The following is an 18,374-nucleotide window of genomic DNA, read 5'->3' on the forward strand; positions in this document are numbered from 1 at the left end:
CTTGATTGGCGGAATTGTTGAAAGGTGAGCGGAATTGATGTTTGGAATCACAGGAATGGATGATCAACGACGACGGTTTTTGGCGCAAAGTGCTGTCGCTGGAGGCGGACTTGCGGCATTGTCGTTGGGGCAACCTTTGCGGGGTTTGGCCAACGACGCGTCTCCCGCTCCGGTTGTGCCGCGAGGCAAGGCGGAGCATTGCATCATGATTTGGTTGGGCGGCGGATCGAGTCATATCGATACGTGGGATCCCAAACGGATGGGCGACGCCAAAACAAAAAAGGCGGGTTCGTACTATCCGTCCATCGAGACCGCTGTGCCGGACACGCGGGTCTGTGAACATTTGCCCAAATGCGCCCAGATTTTGGACCGGTTTAACATCGTGCGGACCGTGCATCACGATGTGATTGACGAACATGCCGCTGCGACCAATCAAGTGCACACCGGCCGTCCGACCAGCGGCACGGTTGTTTATCCGTCGGTCGGTTCCATCGTGGCGCACAAGCGCGGTCCGGCCAGCGAACATGCACCGGGATACGTGTTGATCGGCTATCCCAACGTGACGCGTGGTCCCGGATTTTTGGGAGCGAAGGCGGGTTATATTTATCTGACCGATACCAAATCGGGCCCTGCCGGCTTTTCACGGGCTCCGCATATCACAGCCGCCCGGCAAACGCGGCGCGAAGATTTATTGCGCCGCGTTCGCGATGAATATCGCAAACAACTCCCTGCTGGATCGGTCGTCGCCGACTACGATACGACAATCAGCGAAGCCTTACGGCTCTCCGGCCCCAAATTCGCGAGCGTGTTTGAGTTGGATTCCGAACCGGCGTCGCTGCGTGAATCGTATGGCGGCGAATTTGGTCAGCGTTGTTTGTTGTCGCGGCGATTGTTGCAGTCCGGGGTGCGGTTTATCGAAGTCTCGCACAACTTGAATTTTGTCAATGGAACCGGCTGGGATACGCATAACGATGGCCAACTGAAACAGCACATGTTGATTCAAGAGCTCGACAATGCGCTTTCGGCGCTGGTGCTCGATTTAGAACAACACAAGATGCTGGACAAAACATTGATCGTCGTCGCTTCGGAGTTCGGCCGCCCGGCGCTGTTCGATGGTGGTGGGGGACGCGGGCACTATTCCAAATCGTTCAGCGTCGTTTTGGCCGGCGGCGGCATGAACAACGGTAAGACCATCGGCGTGACCGATGAACTGGCGATGAAGATCGAATCGGATCCGGTTTCGCTACCCGATCTGCATGCGACGATTCACAATGCCATGGGAATCGATCCGCATGAGGAGCTGTATACTCCCGACGATCGTCCCGTGCCGATCACCGATAACGGCCAGCCGATCGCGGCGCTGTTTTCGTAATTGTCGGCCCGCTCAACAATAGTTTGGCCCACAGCTGGGCAATGCTCTAGGATGTTAGGGACTCATGATGCGTCGATCGTGGTTGGTGTTGTTGTGCGCGTTTATGTGGTGTCATAGCGGGCTGGTCGCGCGGGCTGAGGACACGCCGTCAAAACAAACTGACATCTACGCCAAAGACAATCTCGTCGCATGGTGTATTGTTCCGTTTGACAATCAAAAGCGCAGTCCCGAGCAGCGGGCCGCGATGTTGGAGCGGTTGGGGATCGGCAAGCTGGCCTATGACTATCGCGCCGAGCATGTCCCGACCTTCGATGCCGAGATGGAGGCGCTCAAAGCGCATGGCATCGAATTGACCGCTTGGTGGTTTCCGACCGTGCTCAACGACGATGCGCGGCACATTTTAAAGGTGCTCAAGCGGCACGACATCAAAACGCAGTTGTGGGTCACCGGCAGCGGCGGACCGAAAACGCCCGAGGATCAGCAGGCGTGGGTTGAACAGGAAGCGGCGCGGATTCGTCCTATTGCCGAAGCGGCTGCCAAAATTGGTTGTCGCGTGGGGCTCTACAATCACGGTGGCTGGTTCGGCGAACCGGAAAATCAAATCGCCATCATCAAATGGCTCAACTTGCCGAACGTGGGGATCGTTTACAACCTGCATCACGGCCATGCGCATGTCGACCGCATGCCGCAGCTGCTCAAAAAGATGCTGCCGTATTTGTATGCGGTGAATCTCAACGGCATGGTACGCGGCGGTGATCAGCGGGGAGCGAAGATTCTTCCGCTTGGGGCAGGGGACCTGGATGCGGAATTGCTAAAAACGATTCGCGACAGCGGTTACACCGGGCCGATTGGGATTTTGAATCACACGCAAGAAGATGCCGAAGCGCGGCTGCAGGACAACCTGGATGGATTGTCGTGGCTGGTGGGAAAATTAAACGGACATCCCCCCAGTGCCCGTCCGCTGTATCGCAGTTGGCAACCTTCAGCAGCGGCGGCGTTGGATGGGGGAAAAGTCTATAAAGGTCGCGACGAATTCCGCCAACAGCCCATTACGGTGGAATGTCGCGTTCAACTGAATCGCAAAAATGACTTTAATATTCTCGTCGCCTGTGATGAAAAGAAATCTCCCGCGCACTGGGAAATCTTCACCATGCCGCGTCAGGGAGTATTGACCGCCTACCTGCCGGGAATGTCGCCCGATCATGTGCGTTCGAAAGCGGCGATTTGCGACAACAAACCACACACGGTGGCGATGGTTTATGAAGCCACGCGGGTGCGGTTGTATGTCGATGGCAAGCAGGTCGCCAGTCAAAAGGTCTCTGCCAAAGGCGGCGCTGCGATTCCCGGGGGATTGGCGATTGGTCGGCTGGTTGAAGGGGGCTTGGCGTGCAACGGCGACATCGAATGGGTGCGGATATCGACCGGCGTGCGAGACATCCCGCACGAACCACAACACGCGGTGAAAAAAGATGCGTCGACAATTCAATTGTGGACGTTTCCTAAAACTGCTGCGGTGCAGCAGCCACCCACCACGGCTTCGGAATTTAATGCCGGGTTTGTCAACGAGACCGTCGCTGCCGCCAAAGAGAGCGGCGATTTCATGCGCGGGGCGGCTTTGTTTGCCGATGCGAAAACGGCTTGTTTGTCGTGTCACAAAGTTGGCATGCAAGGGGGGACCGTCGGTCCTGATCTGACGATGATCGGCAAACAGCGCAAGCCGGAACAGATTATTGAAGCAGTCTTTTGGCCGCAGCGGACGGTGGAAGCGGAGTTCGTCTCGTTCACGGTCATCACCAACGATGGAAAAGCAATCCGTGGCCACAAACTGCGTGAGGATAAAAAATCGATCGTGCTCCGCGACCCGCAAACCGGCGTGGAAAGCACGATACTTCGCGAGGACATTGATGAGCTTGTCCCTGCCGGTTCTCTGATGCCCGACGGGTTGACCGCTGCGATGACGCGGCAACAACAAGTGGACCTGATTCGCTTTTTGACCGACTTAGGTCGCTCCAATGCGGCGAAGCCCGAAGCTTTGCACATGCTGATGGGACATGCGCACATGCATACGCCGGCCCCGTTTGAGTACGACCGCGCGCCGCTGCAGCCACAGGATTGGCCGTCGTGGCAGCAACCGGTCAATCGCGATCGCATCTATGATTTTTATGCCAAGGAAGCGGCGCATTTTCGCAAACAGAAACCAACTCCGCCGCTGCTACCCGATTTTCCGGGACTGGACGGGGGGGAACTGGGGCACTGGGGAAATCAATCCGAGACAACGTGGTCCGACGGGCGTTGGAATGAGACGCGCTTGGGCAGCGTGCAAAGCGGCGTGTTTCATGGCGGGGGCGTGACCGTGCCCCGCGCGGTTTGTATGCAATTGGGAGACGACAACGAACTCTCCGCTTGTTTCAATCCCGAGACGCTTAGTTATGACGCCGTCTGGAGTGGGGGCTTTGTCAAGTTTTCATCGGTCCGTCATGGATTCATGCATGGTTTGATCATGGACGGCCAACCGGTGAAGCATGAGAAATCAGCCAAGCCGGATCAGGCATTCGAGTATCACGGTTTTTATCGACATGGCCGGCGCGTGGTGTTTGCTTACCGTATTGGCGAGGTTGAATATCTTGATGCACCGTGGGTTGAGGATGGAAAATTCACCCGTGTTGTTGCTCCGGCTGACGAACATCCGCTGCAAGAATTGATCCAACCGGGCGAACGGCAATGGCCGGAGGTGATTACCACAGCGGTCAAACTGGGAACCGGGCGGCCGTATGCGGTCGATACGATTGAATTGCCGTACGACAATCCTTGGAAGGCGTTGCTGTTTTGTGGCGGACATGACTTTCTTCCCGACGGCAGCGCGCTGGTCTGCACGATGCAGGGGGATGTCTGGCATGTGAGCGGATTCACCGATGGCGGTCATCAAGCGCAGTGGCGGCGTTTTGCTTCGGGACTGCACCATGCTTTGGGGCTGGTCGTGACCGATGCGGGAATCTTTGTGCAATGCCGCGACCAATTGGTCCGGTTGCATGATCGAAACCAAGATGGCGAAGCGGATTATTATGAATGTTTTAGCAACGCCTTTGAGACCTCGCCGGCGGGGCACGATTTCATTTGCGGTTTGCAGTGCGACGACGCCGGTAATTTTTACACCGTCTCGGGCAATCAGGGGGTCGTGCGAATTTCCCCCGATGGAAAAAACGTGGAGGTCATGGCGACCGGACTGAGAAATCCTGACGGGTTGGGAATCTTGCCCGATGGGACATTAACAGTACCCGCTTCGGAAGGGGACTGGACTCCCGCCTCGATGGTGTGCGCTGTCCGCCCGTCTGCTGAGGGTCAAAATGGCACTCCGCCGTACTTTGGTTATCAAGCTCCACGCGATGGGAAAGCGCCGGAATTGCCGTTGGTTTATTTGCCGCGGGGATTGGATAATTCCAGCGGGGGGCAGGTCTATATCGACAGTGACCGCTGGGGACCGCTGCAAGGGGCGCTGGTCCATTTGTCGTTTGGGGGCGGGCGAAGTTTTCTGTTGCTACGTGACGAAGTCGGCGGGCAGTTGCAGGGGGCGATTGTGCCGCTGCCCGGCGAGTTTCGTTCGGGCGCGCATCGCGGACGCTTCAATCCGCAGGACGGGCAATTGTATGTCTCGGGCATGGCGGGCTGGGGTTCCTATACACCTGATGATGGTTGTTTCCAGCGCGTCCGTTTCACGGGCGATCGCGTGCAATTGCCGATTGGGTTTCATGTCTATCAAAACGGCGTGACGGTGAAATTCACGGAGCCGATTGATCCTGCTGTTGCCGCTCAGATCGAAAATCAATTTGCCCAGTGTTGGAATTACCGGTACAGCGGGGCGTATGGCTCGCCGGAATTTTCCACGCGACACCACGGCATGCGGGGGCACGATCATTTGCCGATCACGTCGGCACATGTTTTGCCCGATGGCCGGTCGTTGTTTTTGGAAATCCCCGATCTACAACCGGTGAGCCAACTGCATTTGCAATTGCAGGTGGATGCGGGAGAACCGCGCGACATGTTTTTGACCGTGCATCGTTTAGACCGACCCTTTAGTGACTACCCCGGTTATCGCCCGGTGGCGAAAATGGTGCATCCGCATCCGATTCTTTCTGACTTGGCCTTGGCGACGATTCGCATTCGCAATCCCTTTATGAAAGCGATTCCCGAGGCGCGGCCGATCACGTTGGAGACGGGCAAGAACCTGACGTTTGCGACCCGTGAGTTACGGGCCAAACCGGGTGAAGCGATCCGTTTGAATTTGGTGAATCCCGACGTGGTGCCACACAACTGGGCGTTGGTCAAAGCGGGAACGCTCAAGAGCGTGGGGGAGATGGCCAACCGGTTGGTGGCGGACCCTGAAGCAGTGGCGCGGCATTACATTCCGCAAACCGACGACGTGTTGTTTTACACAGATGTCATTCCACCCAAATCGCAGTTCACGATTTACTTTCGCGCGCCGAAAACCCCGGGGCGGTATCCCTATCTGTGCACGTTTCCGGGGCACTGGATGGTGATGAACGGCGAATTGATCGTGGAGTGATTGCGAGGCTGTCGGCGCGGCCAACACCGGTTTTCGATTTCTTGCGCACAGCGTGCGCGCCGCGTTTACTTGTTCAAGATTAGCTTCTTGTTCCGCGTTGAGCGCAGGCGGTAGACCTGACCGTGAAATTCGATGAGCACTTCGGTTTGACCCTCGGCGAGTGCTTCGAAGGTGATCGATTTCGGGGGATCGGAATCGCCGGTGCCGCTGTTTTTATCTGCGGGAATTCGCGGAGTCTCACTGGGGTCATGCATATTCATGGTGGCGGTGCCGTGGATTCTTTGAGCGAGGTCGTAGTGAGCAATTTGTTGCCTGCGATCACGGCGAAAAAAATCAGACGGAAATTTTCTGGCCGGGTGCTTTCGCGATTGACAACAATGGCACAAGTCGGCATTATGTTGACATTGAGACTCAGTGTCAACTCTAGAATGCTGCAGCAAGCTTCGACGCGGAACTCCGCGCAGCCAGCCACACATTAAGGGACCGCGGATCACAACGCACCAGCGTCTGTGCCGCAATTTTACTCTTAACTTGGCTTCTGCAAAGGAGATACTTTCCATGTCCGTTTCTACACAACCTGCTCGCCGTGGGTTCACGCTCATCGAATTGCTGGTGGTCATCGCGATCATTGCCATTCTCATTTCACTACTCTTGCCAGCTGTACAACAGGCTCGCGAAGCAGCTCGCCGCACGCAGTGCCGCAACAATCTGAAGCAGTTTGGGATTGCGACACACAACTATCACGACATTTATGGGCAATTTCCCAATGCCAACGCCAACAGTTCGCTGACCGGCGGAAGCTTGTTTGTTTCGATCTTGCCGTTGATCGATCAGGCCAATGGATACAATTTGTGGGATTTCAATTTGTCCAACTCCGATCCGGTGAATGTCGCCGTCTCGGGGCAGCGGATTCCGGTCTTTCTGTGTCCTTCCTCCACGGAACCTCGTATGGTCCCGGGATGCGACGTCGATGCGGGGCGTGCACCGGGAAACTATGCTGTGAACATTGGTTCGAAGGATTTCAATCAGTACTGGTCGTATTATGGTGAGCCGGCTCCCTCGTTGGACGGAGCGATCGTCTATACCGACTCAGCTGATGGCAAGACATCGCTGAAGCATTTCGTCGATGGTGCAAGCAACACGTTGATGATTGGTGAAACGGCCTACAATCTGCCGGACTACAAATTCAGTTCCGGAGCTTGCCTGGATGAACCGCGTTATTCGTTCACCTATTGGTCGAATCCGTATCCCGGTTCTACGGCTTGTACAACCGAATACGCCTTCAATCCTCACGACAAACTCGACGATGGGGATTTCGATCCCAACTGGGTCCGTTCCTTCCGTAGCGACCATGTGGGAGGCGTCTTTTTCGTCCGTGCTGACGGCTCGGTGCATTTTGTGGCCGAGAGTATCGATGCGGGGGTCTTGGATGCCTTAGCGACTCGAAACGGTGGGGAGATCATCAGTGACAACTAGAGCATCCAACCATCTGCTGTTGGCTGCGATGATGACTTGCGGCCTGATTGTCGGCTGCGGTTCCGGCGCAGCCGAAGGACCTCCCCGCGCTGATGTGCGGGGAGTGGTGACCTTGGATGGTCAACCGTTGCCGAAAGGAGTGATCCTGTTTGTTCCGCTTGAGGGAACGCCCGGGCCGAAGACGTCGGTCCCCATTGCGGATGGGAAGTTTTCTACCGATGAATCCACCGGCCCGGTCGTCGGGAAGCATCGTATCGAAATCAAATCCACCGACGATGGTGGTTACGCTCGGGATGATGAGACGGCGATTGATCGTTTGCAGGAATCGAGAACCCGTCGTATTGATGTCGTGCGAGTTCCGGCAGCCTTTAATGCAAATAGCCGTCTGACCGAGACTGTCAGCGAGGAGGGGACTAACGAATTTGAATTCCCACTCACGACCAGCAGGCGTCGCCGGCGCTAAACGGCTTCGGTTACGGCATTCCATGTTTAGTTAAAATACAAATCGCAACGGGGTTTGCTCCCGTTTGCTCAACCCCTTTGCTCATTGAGGACACATTTGATGAGACGAATTTTAGTTTTCTCCGCCGCCGCATTGTTCATGCAGTGCGCGATTCTGCAAACGGCAAACGCGCATTTTATTTGGCTGCTGCCGTCTGTGGACAAGGATGTACAAAAGGTCGATGTTTATTTTTCTGAAGCCGCCCAGCCGGACGACCCCGAATTGCTGGAAGGCTTGCAAGGCATGACTGTCTGGCGTTTGTCGGCCAAAGGCAAACCGATCAAATTGTCGCTGAAAAAAACAGAAGAAGCCCTCCAAGCCGAAACGGACGTTGCAGAAGTAGCCGCTTCGCTGTTCGCAGGCCGACACGATTACGGTGTGATCACCCGCGGCAAGAAACCGTTCTTACTTCGCTATTACGCCAAGACCGGCCCCGCTCTGACCGATGCCGCCTGGACGAATGTGAAGACGGCCGAACAACTCGATTTGGACATCGTTCCGCATAAAATGGAAGACGGCAAGCTGAAGCTCGTTGTCAGCTTTCAAGGAAAACCGGTAGTGGGTGCCGAAGTCAAAGGCTACGGACCGGAGTTGGATGAATTCGAAGCGGCCACCGACAAGGATGGTGCCGTCGTGGTCGCGGTCGTGCAACCGGGTGAGTACGGATTCCGCGCCAAGCATGTCGAAGCGACCGCTGGCGAGTTGGACGGCAAAAAATACGACGACATTCGCCACTATTCGACAGTGACCTTCGAAGCCGAAAAGCCCGAAGCGAAAGTCGTGACCGATGCCGACACGTTGCCGGAAATTCCCGAATGCGTGACCAGCTTCGGGGGCGCTGTTGCCGGGGATTACTTGTACATTTACGGCGGGCATACCGGCGCAGCGCATTCCTATTCGCACGAAGAACAAGCGCACACGCTGCAGCGGCTCAATCTTCGCAAGCCCGGTGCCTGGGAAGATGTTATCGATGGTCCACATCTGCAGGGGCTGGCTTTGGTCCCGCATGGCGACAAAGTCTATCGTCTGGGAGGCTTCACCGCCAAAAACGAATCGGGCGAAGACCGGGACCTGTGGTCGCAGGACTCCACAGCTGGTTTCGATCCAGCCACGAAAAAATGGACCGAATTGCCCGCATTGCCCGAACCGCGGTCGTCGTTCGACGCAGCCGTGTTGGGTGACACGATCTATGTGATCGGCGGATGGCAAATGCAGGGTGACAAGGATGCCGTTTGGCATAAGACGGCTTGGAAACTCGACCTGTCGGCAGCGAAACCACAGTGGGAATCCATTCCCGCGCCGCCGTTTCAACGTCGCGCGTTGGCCGTCGCGGCCTATGACGGAAAAATCTTTGCCCTCGGGGGGATGGGTGAAACAGGAGGACCGTCACGCAAGGCCAATGTATTTGATACTAAAACGCAGCAGTGGTCCTCACTTGAAGACTTGCCGGGTGAAAAGATGGCCGGATTTGGATGTTCGGCATTCGCTACGGGCGGCCGGTTGTATGTCAGCACTTTCGATGGGAGTCTGCTCCGACTCTCCCCGGATCAACAACATTGGGAGCGCGTGGGACAATTACCGACCGCCCGCTTCTTCCATCGCATGTTGCCGTATCCTAACAATAGCCTGCTGATCGTCGGTGGAGCGAATATGGGAATCGGCAAGTTTGAAGAGGTCGAAATCCTGCAGTTGGACTAGCGCCCGCCTTGTTGGTCGTGCTATCGTAGTGCGTGCCGACGGTGAAGCAGCCAGGATTTCGACTTTGGTGATACGATTGTTGCCGCCCTTTGTCTATAACAAGGGGCGGCAACACGTATCTTTGGAGCTTTTTAAAAAACCCCGAGGGAAAACGGACGCATTCAGCCGGACCGACCTTGGGGCAAACCGTAACGAGGATAATTGACGATGAGACCGCTCGCCTATAGTCGTGGGAACCGATGCTTGCTTGCCGCATTACTAGTTGTTTTCGGCAGCGGGGTCGTGTCCGCGGGAAATGATTGGGCTTCTTTTCAAAACGGCGGACAGGTGTCGCTGTCGACCTCTGCGGCGGCCGGGGACTGGAAACTCGCTCCCGAACTTGCCTGGACAGCGGAGCTCACTGGATATGGGCAATCCTCACCGGTTGTGTGGGGCGAGCATGTTTATGTGACATCGGTGGAGGGTCCCGAAAAAGAGACCTATCTGGTCTCGGCTTATGCGCTTGCCGATGGGAAGCAGGTTTGGCAACACGAAGTCAATAACGCGACACCTCAAAAAAGTAGTAATTACGTGAGTCGCGCAGCACCGACTCCGGCAGCTGATGCGGAGGGGGTCATTTGTTTCTTTGAGGGTGGCAACCTGTTGGCCTTCACGCACGGTGGCGACGTGCGTTGGGAACGGAATTTGGCAGACGAATATGGGGAAATCAGCTCGCGGCACGGGTTGGCTGCCTCGGTCGCGCAAGACGAGCAGTCAGCATTCATTTGGGTCGAGCGGAGCGAAGAACCGTATGTCCTCTCGGTGGACAAAAAAACGGGAGATATCAACTGGAAGGTCGCCGGCTTGGGCGCGACGAGTTGGTCGAGTCCACGACTTGTCCCGGTGGCTGACGGACAGCATTTGGTGTTGAGTGCGTCGGGAAATTTAGTCGGCTTGGATCCGGAATCGGGTGAGCGACTGTGGGCCGTCGAGGGCATTTCCGGCAACACGACACCCACTCCCGTTCCGCTGGGCGATGGTCGTTTTTTGATCGGTGCAACGGTGGGTCGCGGGAATTCCGATGCGGGAAAATCCGCTAAATCGAATGGTGTCATTCAAATCGTAAAGAATGACGACGGCACATGGAAAGCCGATTATATTTGGCGGGCGAAGCGGGCCACCAGTTCGTTCAGTTCGCCGATCGCGCACAATGGCACAGCCTACTTCATCAACAAAACCGGAGTGGTTTTTGGCTTGGACCTGGAAACCGGTCAGGAGAAATTCAACAAACGGCTTGGTGGAGGCGTCTGGGCGACTCCCATCGGAATCGGCGACCTGGTGATGATTTGCGGCAGGGATGGAAAAATCAACCTGCTTGCAAACAGCGGCGATGAGCAAGAGCTCTCGAAATGGGAAGCACTCCCCGAAGATCCCGAACCGGTCGCCGGCGAGAAAACAGACCGATTCTCCGCCAGCGTGCTTTATAGCGCCCTGTGGAGCGAGCAGCTTGTGTTGCTGCGGCGGGGAGAGGCCTTGTTTGCCGTGAAGGTGATCCGCGAATAATCCTCACATTCAGCAAGCGGGCGAGGGGTCAGTTTGAGGGCAGGTGCCCGCTTGCTAGGAATTCAATTCGTTGGCTGCGTGGGTCATCACGCGGACAGCGTAGCCAGGCAGCGATCTATTCTTCGATTTCCAAATCCGCAAAATAGATGGCCGTGATTGTTTTGCCGTCGGCATCTTTTTCGTGGCTGGAGTAATACGAGACAAAGCCGCGCGTGTCGCTAAGTGCGATGAAACCGGGATAGGAATTGTCGCCGCCGCTGGGAAGTTCGGCGAATTCGTGCAACTGGCCATCGACCAGCCAATACAACGAGGTGACTGCCGGCCCGATTGTTTTGCGTCCGGCCACCAAATAGCGATCCCCCCATTTGGCGACCAGCGGGCCGCCGATATAGCGATCGAAATTCGTGCGGTCCCATTTCTCATAAGGGGGTTGGGAGCGGCACAATTGTGCATTGAGTTTGCTGCCGCTGCGGGCGACGGCGAGCACTGATCCGTCGTCTTCGAACAGAAAGGCTGTTTCGTCGCCGTTGGTGGTTTGAAACAGTGCCTTTTTACGGAAGATCAACCCGTCGTCGCTCTCCAGCATGGCTGACTCGATGAGCGGGTCGCGCTCGGCGCGGGTTGTGGTTTTGGCGAATTCTCGTTTGCGGCGGCCACACAGATAGGCCTTGTCGCCATGCGCCGCGGCCCGCCAAATGTAATGTCCGTAGGTTCCTTCCAGCATCACCGGACTGTGCCAGTTTTTGCCATCGTCGCTCCGCGCCGCATAGCCGAGGTGGTCGTCCATTTTGTAATTCTTGGGCGACGTGTCTCCGCAGTACCAAGCGCCGGTATAAACAAACAGCTTGTCCCCAAAGACCAAAAAGTGGGGATCACGAACGTCCCGTTTGGGGACGCTGAATTGGTGCACGGTTTTCCAGGTCTTGGTGTCATCGCTGGATTGAATGATGATCGATGAGGTGGGATGGACCATGTGCCCGTCGGGACAGGTGCGAAAGGCGAGGTAGTATTTGTCGCCGAAGCGACACAAGTCGGTGAAGGCGTTATGCTCGCCGTTGTCAAAACCGCGGCGGACCGAGAGGACGTTGACCTGGGGAGTTTCGTCGGCGCGGGCCGCATCGTTTGTTGGAACAATCGCCACAACGGCGCAGATTGTGATCGCTATGTCTCGGAATCCAAATGACATTTTTCGGGGCCTATTTAATATGGGTAGTTCGGTAGCGCGGTGCAGGCGGATACAATCCGCATCCTATCTTGCCTGGCATCTATTGACCACCACCCCGGTTTCTCTGTGATAGCAAAAAATTGCCTTGAGCCGTGGAGAAACAAGCACCGGGTGGCAGCGATTGCCGACGGTAATCGGTGTGCCGTAGGCACCAGATGCAGCAGTTTCAGCTGCCCTTGCCAGCGAGAATTTCCTTGTTTCAGAGCGCGGGAATTGCGGCTTCGTGCGGGCTGCGCCCGCCCCGATGTCTGCGCCATCACGGCTACCCTGAACAGATTATCCGAGCCGTTGGCGACGGTTCCAGGCGGCGGTTCGTTCGATGTGGTGACGGGATGCGTGATAATGTGGCTGGACGGGGATGGCGGCGGCTTGCCAAGGGGTCTTACAGACCGCGGGACAGACAGCCCAACCGGCTTTTCGCTTCGTGCGACATTGACAACTTCCTTGTCCCGTAGCCTGTCCGTTTTGGCTTAAAAATGCCAGCCAATTAATCATGATCATCCGCTTCGGCTCCCTGAAAACGTGAATCGTGATGATGAGGAACGTCGCCGACCAGCGGGGGCATGCCACACGCCGGTTCTTTAAGGATACCGAATCGGGATGGGAAAAGTCAAAATTTTGTGCCGGCTCACGCGCGACATATTAGCAATGACTTCTTGCGAACAAAAACGGGGCAGGGTAGGGTGGGAGCTACGATTTGACCGCGTCTCTTGTCCGAAGGCCCCATTACCCCCATGACCCAGCCGAATTTCGACGAACACGACACGTTGCCCCCTTCCATGGATCCCGCGGTGGGGGGCGGCACAGAGGACCCGCCACGTGATTTTGTAGGCATTCTCAAGCGGCTGGGTCCGGGGATGATCATCGCCGGCAGCATTGTCGGTTCGGGGGAATTGATCGCCACGACCAAGACCGGAGCGGAGGCGGGAATCACGCTGCTGTGGTTGATCATTATCGGTTGTGTGATCAAAGTGTTCGTGCAAATTGAAATCGGCCGTTATACGGTCAGCCACGGTGAGACTCCCTTGGCTGCGCTGAACCGCATACCTGGGCCACGACTGCGAGTGAACTGGCTGCTGTGGTATTGGCTGGTGATGATGATCTCCATCTTGGGTCAAGCAGGCGGCATTGTCGGCGGTGTGGGTCAGTCGTTGGCGATTGCTGTACCGATCACGGGCGACTATGCAAGGGCGGTCCAAGTGCCGAACGAAGCTGATCTGCTTCGGTATGTTGAATTCATCGACCACGATCAGGTAACGAGCGCCGATGAAGTTCCAGAGGAAGCAGCCCGTATTCAACGCGGCAACGAATTTATCGCCGGGCGGATGGAGCGACTGGGGGAACGCGGCGCCGTCTTGATCGCCACCACGCGGGATCTCATCCACGCGAAATCACAACTGGCGGAAATCGCCGACACGACCCCCGCACCGATCGACGGCGAGCCCGCCTCAGCTGCTGAAATTGAACTGGCGCAGCGGGAACAGGCGGTCAGCGACATCCAAAGCCGGTTGAAGGAGATGACCAGTCCGTTCACGTTCGACGATCGGATTTGGGGCACAATCATCGCGTTGATCACCGTGGGACTGTTGTGCCGCGGACGGTACAAGTTGATCCAAAACTTGTCGATGACGTTGGTCGTGTCGTTTACGTTTATCACGATCGGCAATGTGATATCGTTGCAAACGCATGAGGAATTCGCGCTCAAGGTGGACGACTATCTGTATGGATTATCTTTCCACATCCCCGAAGGGATTGCGGGGTTGAAGGCGGCCATGTTTACGTTTGGAATTATCGGTGTGGGGGCGAGTGAACTGGTCGCCTATCCGTATTGGTGTCTGGAAAAAGGTTATGCCAAGTTTGCCGGACCACGCAGTCCCGACGAGAGCTGGGCCAAACGGGCGCGAGGCTGGATGATGGTCATGCACTATGACGCGTTTGCGTCGATGGTGGTCTATACGATCGCCACGCTGGCCTTCTTTGTGATGGGGGCAGCCGCGCTGTATCAGCAAGGGCTGGTTCCCGAGGGCATGCGGATGGTTAGCACGCTGATCGAGCAATATGTGCCAGTCTTTGGCGAACATGCCCGCTGGTTGTTTTTGATCGGTGCGATCGCGGTGCTGTATTCCACGTTCCTAGTCGCCAATGCCGGTTTTGCGCGGTTGTATACCGATTTTTTGAAGGTGCTCGGTGTGATGGATCCGCACAACGAAAAGACACATGATCGTTCGATCATGATTTTCGGCATGGTGCTCCCGATGATTTGCGCAGGCGTGTATTGGATTCCCAACGCCAATCCCGTGGCCCTGGTGATGTTCGGCGGGCTGACGCAGGCGGTCATGCTGCCAATGTTGGCGTTTGCGGCGCTCATTTTCCGCTACCGCATGACCGACAGCCGGCTCTGTCCGGGCCGGCTGTGGGATACGTTATTGATTATTTCCTGCATCGGCTTGACGATCGCAGGCGTGTTTACGGCGTTTCTAAAAATTGCCGGATAAGCTGCCTGGCCGTCCGGGTTTCAGAATACCATCAAATCCATTCTTTCGCGGTCGAGCGTCACGGAATCGGTAAAGGATTGGCCGATGAAATACCGCGGGATGATCCAGCTGTTGTCATCGAGCGGAACGTCAATCGTGACTGTCACAACGGTCGTTTCGGTCGTGACCACACTGGGCGTCACGGTGATTTCGGACACCGAGACGCCGGCAATGTCGAGAATGTTTTGTGCCGACGCGCGGATTTGGTCTGCCGTTGCTCCAGGCACAACACCCGCGCGTGCTCCTTCGTAGCAAGCGGTCGTGATCATGTTCCGAATCATGTTAGCGCGTGAAAACTCTAACTGGGCAAAAAAGAATAAGAATAACAGTGGAACGACCAGTGCAAATTCGACGGTGAGTGCACCGCTGCGATTGCTTTGTTGGGATTTGTTTCGTCTGATTTGTCGCATAAGCTGTGACCCCCAGCTGTTGTTGCCTAAGCTCTTGAGAATTACTCTGTGAATGTCACAGGGATTGTCAAAGCGATTTTCTTGAAGATGGCTTTCAATGATTCGGCGTCCAGCGCGTGGAAATGTTGGCCGCCTCCTGCCGTAGCAATTTGTTGCATCAAGTTGAGATCCGCTTCTCCAAACGAGATCGTGTGAATGGTGATATTGTTTTGTGCGGCGTAATTCGCAGACACAAGTGGATCGCCTCCGCTGGTTGGATGACCGTCGGACATAAGAATCAAAGTCTTGACGGCAAACGGCCGGGAATTATTGGGGTCCAGCAAGACAGATTTCCCCGAGTCAATTCCAGCAGCGATGTCGGTCGCCCCGTTAAAGATTCTGGCCGTAATGTCATCCATGGCCGAGTCGATCAAGGCGTGGTTTTCGGTTAGTCCTTGATCAATGTCGACTCGATGGTTTTGGACCCCAAAATTGGTGTAGTCGCTGGCATAGGACACCAATCCCACCCACTCGACCTGCGGCGTCAAACCCAGCGCCTCGGTAAAGGCCTTGGTGGCGACCGACAAGGCGACCCAGCGACTGTCGGGTTCCGGAGGAATTTCAAAGCGATACATATTGGAGCCGGTCCAAGCCGTTTCCCCTTCGACATCCCACTTCATGGAACCGGAACGGTCGACAACGATACAGATGTCACGGTCCAGTCGAACGACCGTGGAAGCGCGTGTGACTTCAAAGTCATCCTGGTCGAAGATCTTCGCGAAATACAGGCCAATGCTTCCTGAGGGAGAGATTCTCGTCCTCCGCCCAATCACGCGAATACTGTTAATCGGCGTACCTTGAGGTGTGAACGCCCAGCTGCCATTTTCTTGAAAATCAGAGTTGCCGGGAATAATGTCGGCATCGTCCAGCAACAAAGGTTGCAGTGCGACAAGATTAACAGCTGCCAAGTCCCGTGCCGCTTGTCGTGCCGCATCCATATCTTGGCTGCGGGTGAGCGCTTCGCCAGCTGCACGAGCGGCTGCGTCTGTGGACACCTGCAGTTCGGTCCGGCACAACTGCATATAGGCCACATCCACAGAAAATGCGACGGCAGCGACAAAAATGACTAGCATGGCACCTACCAATACAGCCATGGCACCGCGGCGATTTGACGACTCACTTTTTGATGCGACGATTCGTCGTAATTTGTACATGATTTCTCCCCAGTTTTAGCAAAATGTAATTTCAACAGGCGTCTATTCTCGCACCATGATTGACTGGACGGTGATCAATTGGTCGTTAAAAAACTGTAGGGGAACGAGTGAATTGGCATTGCATGGAATGGAAACAGTCACAGTAATCTGATCGCCTCGCTCAGCACTGCTGACATCGGCAGGTGAAACGGAAATGACCGCACCGGAAACGTTTCTAATCTCAAGCATGGCCTCCACCTTAGCCACGACATCATCAGTCTCGGAATCGTACTTAGCCGCCGTGCGTGCGCCTTCGTAACTGCCGACGGTCAATGCTTCCTTTAAAAAGATCATGCTTGCGGCTTCGATGGAGCCCATGAACATTAAGGCGATCACCGGAAGGCATATCGCAAATTCCACTGCGGCGGTTCCGCGACGAAGCTTTGCATAATCCCGCGCATCGAACGGCATGCTTGTTGGTATTCGTTTAAACATGACCATCAGCCTCTCGAAAAAACGCCATGAAGAATGAGCCTATTTCAGAACAATGCGAAGGGGGCGGCGACCAAGAATTTGCCGAGACCTGTCCCCGAATTGATCGGAAATCGGCAAGGACGTATGGGCAACAGCACACCCATATTCATCAGAAGCATTCTGCCCGCAGCACGCCGATCTTGAGGCGGCTACCTTGTCGAGCACCCACGTGCGGCGGCTCAAAGACAATTCGCGGCTCAACATGATCCTCTCCCTGTAACAAGACGGTTACAAAATCCGCATGACAGATTGCCGATGCTGGGATTTCCGGGCCGCACAAGTCAGGATAACATCAAACCGGTATAAATCCGGCTTGAAGGACCGATTGACAAAATGTTAAAGATTTCATCGCCGGCGAGAGGATTCGGCGCGATTCCAAATAGGAATCGCCATATCAAACCTACGTCATGAGAACAAAAGGTCAAATCGTTTTATCGTTTTTTTGAAATGACGAAAGCAATCGTCAAAAGAAATGCGGATCGCGGTCTGAGAGTGTGGCTTCAAACCGGCCAAGCAAGGCTCCGACCGAGTTGCGATGAACTCTCTCGCTTGCCTCGGCCATGGAAACCTCTGCTCCTCCCTGAGCACCTTATTGCGGCTCAGTAGGAGCTACGCCTTCCCGTGACGCGGAACGGGAGTTGCAAAACGTCTTTGGAAGACGCGGCGATTGCCTAGCCCCAGTTTCAAAACCCGTTTGGGCTTGCTCTGAAACTTGAAGATCGGTCTCAGCGCAAGGAATCAGAGGGTTTTAAAGCGACTTGTCAAACAAGAACGTAGCGCGAGAACAAGTCAGGTCATTACGTTCGACCCTGTAGCGTCATTCCTTCCGCATCGAACTGATGCCGGAGATCCATTTGGCGTCGTCATGATTCTCGCGTAGGCCAACGAACGGGTCGTCCTCACCGCCCCCGCCTTCGCCAAGAATTGGCAGGTAGGTCACATCGACAAACCGTACAGCAACACGAATCGTGATCAAATCCTTCGCCTCAGCGTCATAGATCGTTTCGCCGCTGGCCGTGTCGATCTCAATGGTCACATCTTCCGGATCAAGACCGATCGCCTCGGTCACAAAGGTCTCGACGTCGGTCCGGACCTCTTCTTCGGTGAAGTAGCCGCTGATTGCCATTCGCGTCCCTTCGCGAGCGGCATTAACGACCAATTGACCGACCATCAGATACCGTCCAAATTCGATGATGCCCAGGACAAGCAACATGAACAGCGGTGCCACCAACGCCATTTCCACGGCGGCGACTCCCCGTCGTTCGGAAAAGCCCTTTCGAGCAAAAATCGATTTCATCATGTTACTCCTGAGCAAGCTTTTCCAAGGGGTGTGAAAGTCAGTTGAGGT

General features: G+C 55.6%; 14 protein-coding genes. 7 read left to right on the forward strand and 7 right to left on the reverse strand.

The features are described 5' to 3' along the window. Positions 1 to 55 precede the first annotated feature (55 nt). Positions 56 to 1,372: a DUF1501 domain-containing protein gene (locus CA54_RS09130; protein WP_197532319.1), complete on the forward strand. Its 1,317-nt coding sequence runs from the start codon at positions 56 to 58 to the stop codon at positions 1,370 to 1,372. Positions 1,373 to 1,436: 64 nt separating this feature from the next. Continuing rightward, a complete protein-coding gene (locus CA54_RS09135) occupies positions 1,437 to 5,933 on the forward strand; it encodes a DUF6797 domain-containing protein (RefSeq protein WP_146370481.1) in 4,497 nt (1,498 codons plus the stop codon). Between the two features lie 65 nt (positions 5,934 to 5,998). Here CA54_RS09135 and hemP read toward each other — a convergent pair whose 3' ends face one another. After that, the gene (hemP, locus tag CA54_RS09140) at positions 5,999 to 6,193 is read right to left on the reverse strand and encodes a hemin uptake protein HemP (RefSeq protein WP_231963014.1); all 195 of its coding nucleotides are present in this window, start codon (positions 6,191 to 6,193) and stop codon (positions 5,999 to 6,001) included. Positions 6,194 to 6,491: 298 nt separating this feature from the next. Between hemP and CA54_RS09145 the strand changes: the two genes are divergently transcribed. From CA54_RS09145 to CA54_RS09160, 4 genes are all read left to right on the forward strand, one after another. Further along, positions 6,492 to 7,409, forward strand: coding sequence for a DUF1559 domain-containing protein (locus CA54_RS09145; protein ID WP_146370482.1), 918 nt, complete (start codon positions 6,492 to 6,494; stop codon positions 7,407 to 7,409). Next, a complete protein-coding gene (locus tag CA54_RS09150; RefSeq protein WP_197532320.1) occupies positions 7,399 to 7,872 on the forward strand; it encodes a hypothetical protein in 474 nt (157 codons plus the stop codon). The genes CA54_RS09145 and CA54_RS09150 overlap by 11 nt, the downstream gene beginning before the upstream one ends. 99 nt (positions 7,873 to 7,971) lie before the next feature. Continuing rightward, entirely contained in the window at positions 7,972 to 9,609 is a 1,638-nt protein-coding gene (locus CA54_RS09155) for a DUF1668 domain-containing protein (RefSeq protein WP_146370483.1), read from the forward strand. A gap of 207 nt (positions 9,610 to 9,816) precedes the next feature. After that, positions 9,817 to 11,151, forward strand: coding sequence for an outer membrane protein assembly factor BamB family protein (locus tag CA54_RS09160; protein WP_146370484.1), 1,335 nt, complete (start codon positions 9,817 to 9,819; stop codon positions 11,149 to 11,151). A 115-nt stretch (positions 11,152 to 11,266) separates the two neighbouring features. Here CA54_RS09160 and CA54_RS09165 read toward each other — a convergent pair whose 3' ends face one another. Both CA54_RS09165 and CA54_RS09170 read right to left on the reverse strand, forming a co-directional pair. After that, the gene (locus tag CA54_RS09165) at positions 11,267 to 12,337 is read right to left on the reverse strand and encodes a hypothetical protein (RefSeq protein ID WP_146370485.1); all 1,071 of its coding nucleotides are present in this window, start codon (positions 12,335 to 12,337) and stop codon (positions 11,267 to 11,269) included. Positions 12,338 to 12,652: 315 nt separating this feature from the next. Continuing rightward, on the reverse strand, positions 12,653 to 12,877 hold the full coding sequence (locus tag CA54_RS09170) for a hypothetical protein (protein WP_146370486.1): 225 nt from the start codon (positions 12,875 to 12,877) through the stop codon (positions 12,653 to 12,655). A gap of 233 nt (positions 12,878 to 13,110) precedes the next feature. On the opposite strand from CA54_RS09170, the gene CA54_RS09175 reads away from it, so the two are divergent. Beyond that, positions 13,111 to 14,871, forward strand: coding sequence for an Nramp family divalent metal transporter (locus tag CA54_RS09175; protein WP_146370487.1), 1,761 nt, complete (start codon positions 13,111 to 13,113; stop codon positions 14,869 to 14,871). Positions 14,872 to 14,891: 20 nt separating this feature from the next. Here CA54_RS09175 and CA54_RS09180 read toward each other — a convergent pair whose 3' ends face one another. The 4 genes from CA54_RS09180 to CA54_RS09195 all read right to left on the reverse strand — a co-directional run bounded on the left by CA54_RS09180 (position 14,892) and on the right by CA54_RS09195 (position 18,326). Then, positions 14,892 to 15,320 carry a TadE/TadG family type IV pilus assembly protein gene (locus CA54_RS09180; RefSeq protein WP_146370488.1) on the reverse strand — a complete coding sequence of 143 codons (429 nt, stop codon included), beginning with the start codon at positions 15,318 to 15,320 and terminating at the stop codon, positions 14,892 to 14,894. A gap of 41 nt (positions 15,321 to 15,361) precedes the next feature. Continuing rightward, positions 15,362 to 16,513, reverse strand: coding sequence for a vWA domain-containing protein (locus tag CA54_RS09185; protein WP_146370489.1), 1,152 nt, complete (start codon positions 16,511 to 16,513; stop codon positions 15,362 to 15,364). A gap of 42 nt (positions 16,514 to 16,555) precedes the next feature. After that, complete coding sequence (locus CA54_RS09190; RefSeq protein WP_197532321.1) at positions 16,556 to 16,963, reverse strand: TadE/TadG family type IV pilus assembly protein; 408 nt, start codon at positions 16,961 to 16,963, stop codon at positions 16,556 to 16,558. Between the two features lie 880 nt (positions 16,964 to 17,843). Then, a complete protein-coding gene (locus tag CA54_RS09195) occupies positions 17,844 to 18,326 on the reverse strand; it encodes a TadE family protein (protein ID WP_146370491.1) in 483 nt (160 codons plus the stop codon). Between the last annotated feature and the right edge of the window lie 48 nt (positions 18,327 to 18,374).

Source organism: Symmachiella macrocystis, from assembly GCF_007860075.1.
Lineage (GTDB): Bacteria > Planctomycetota > Planctomycetia > Planctomycetales > Planctomycetaceae > Symmachiella > Symmachiella macrocystis.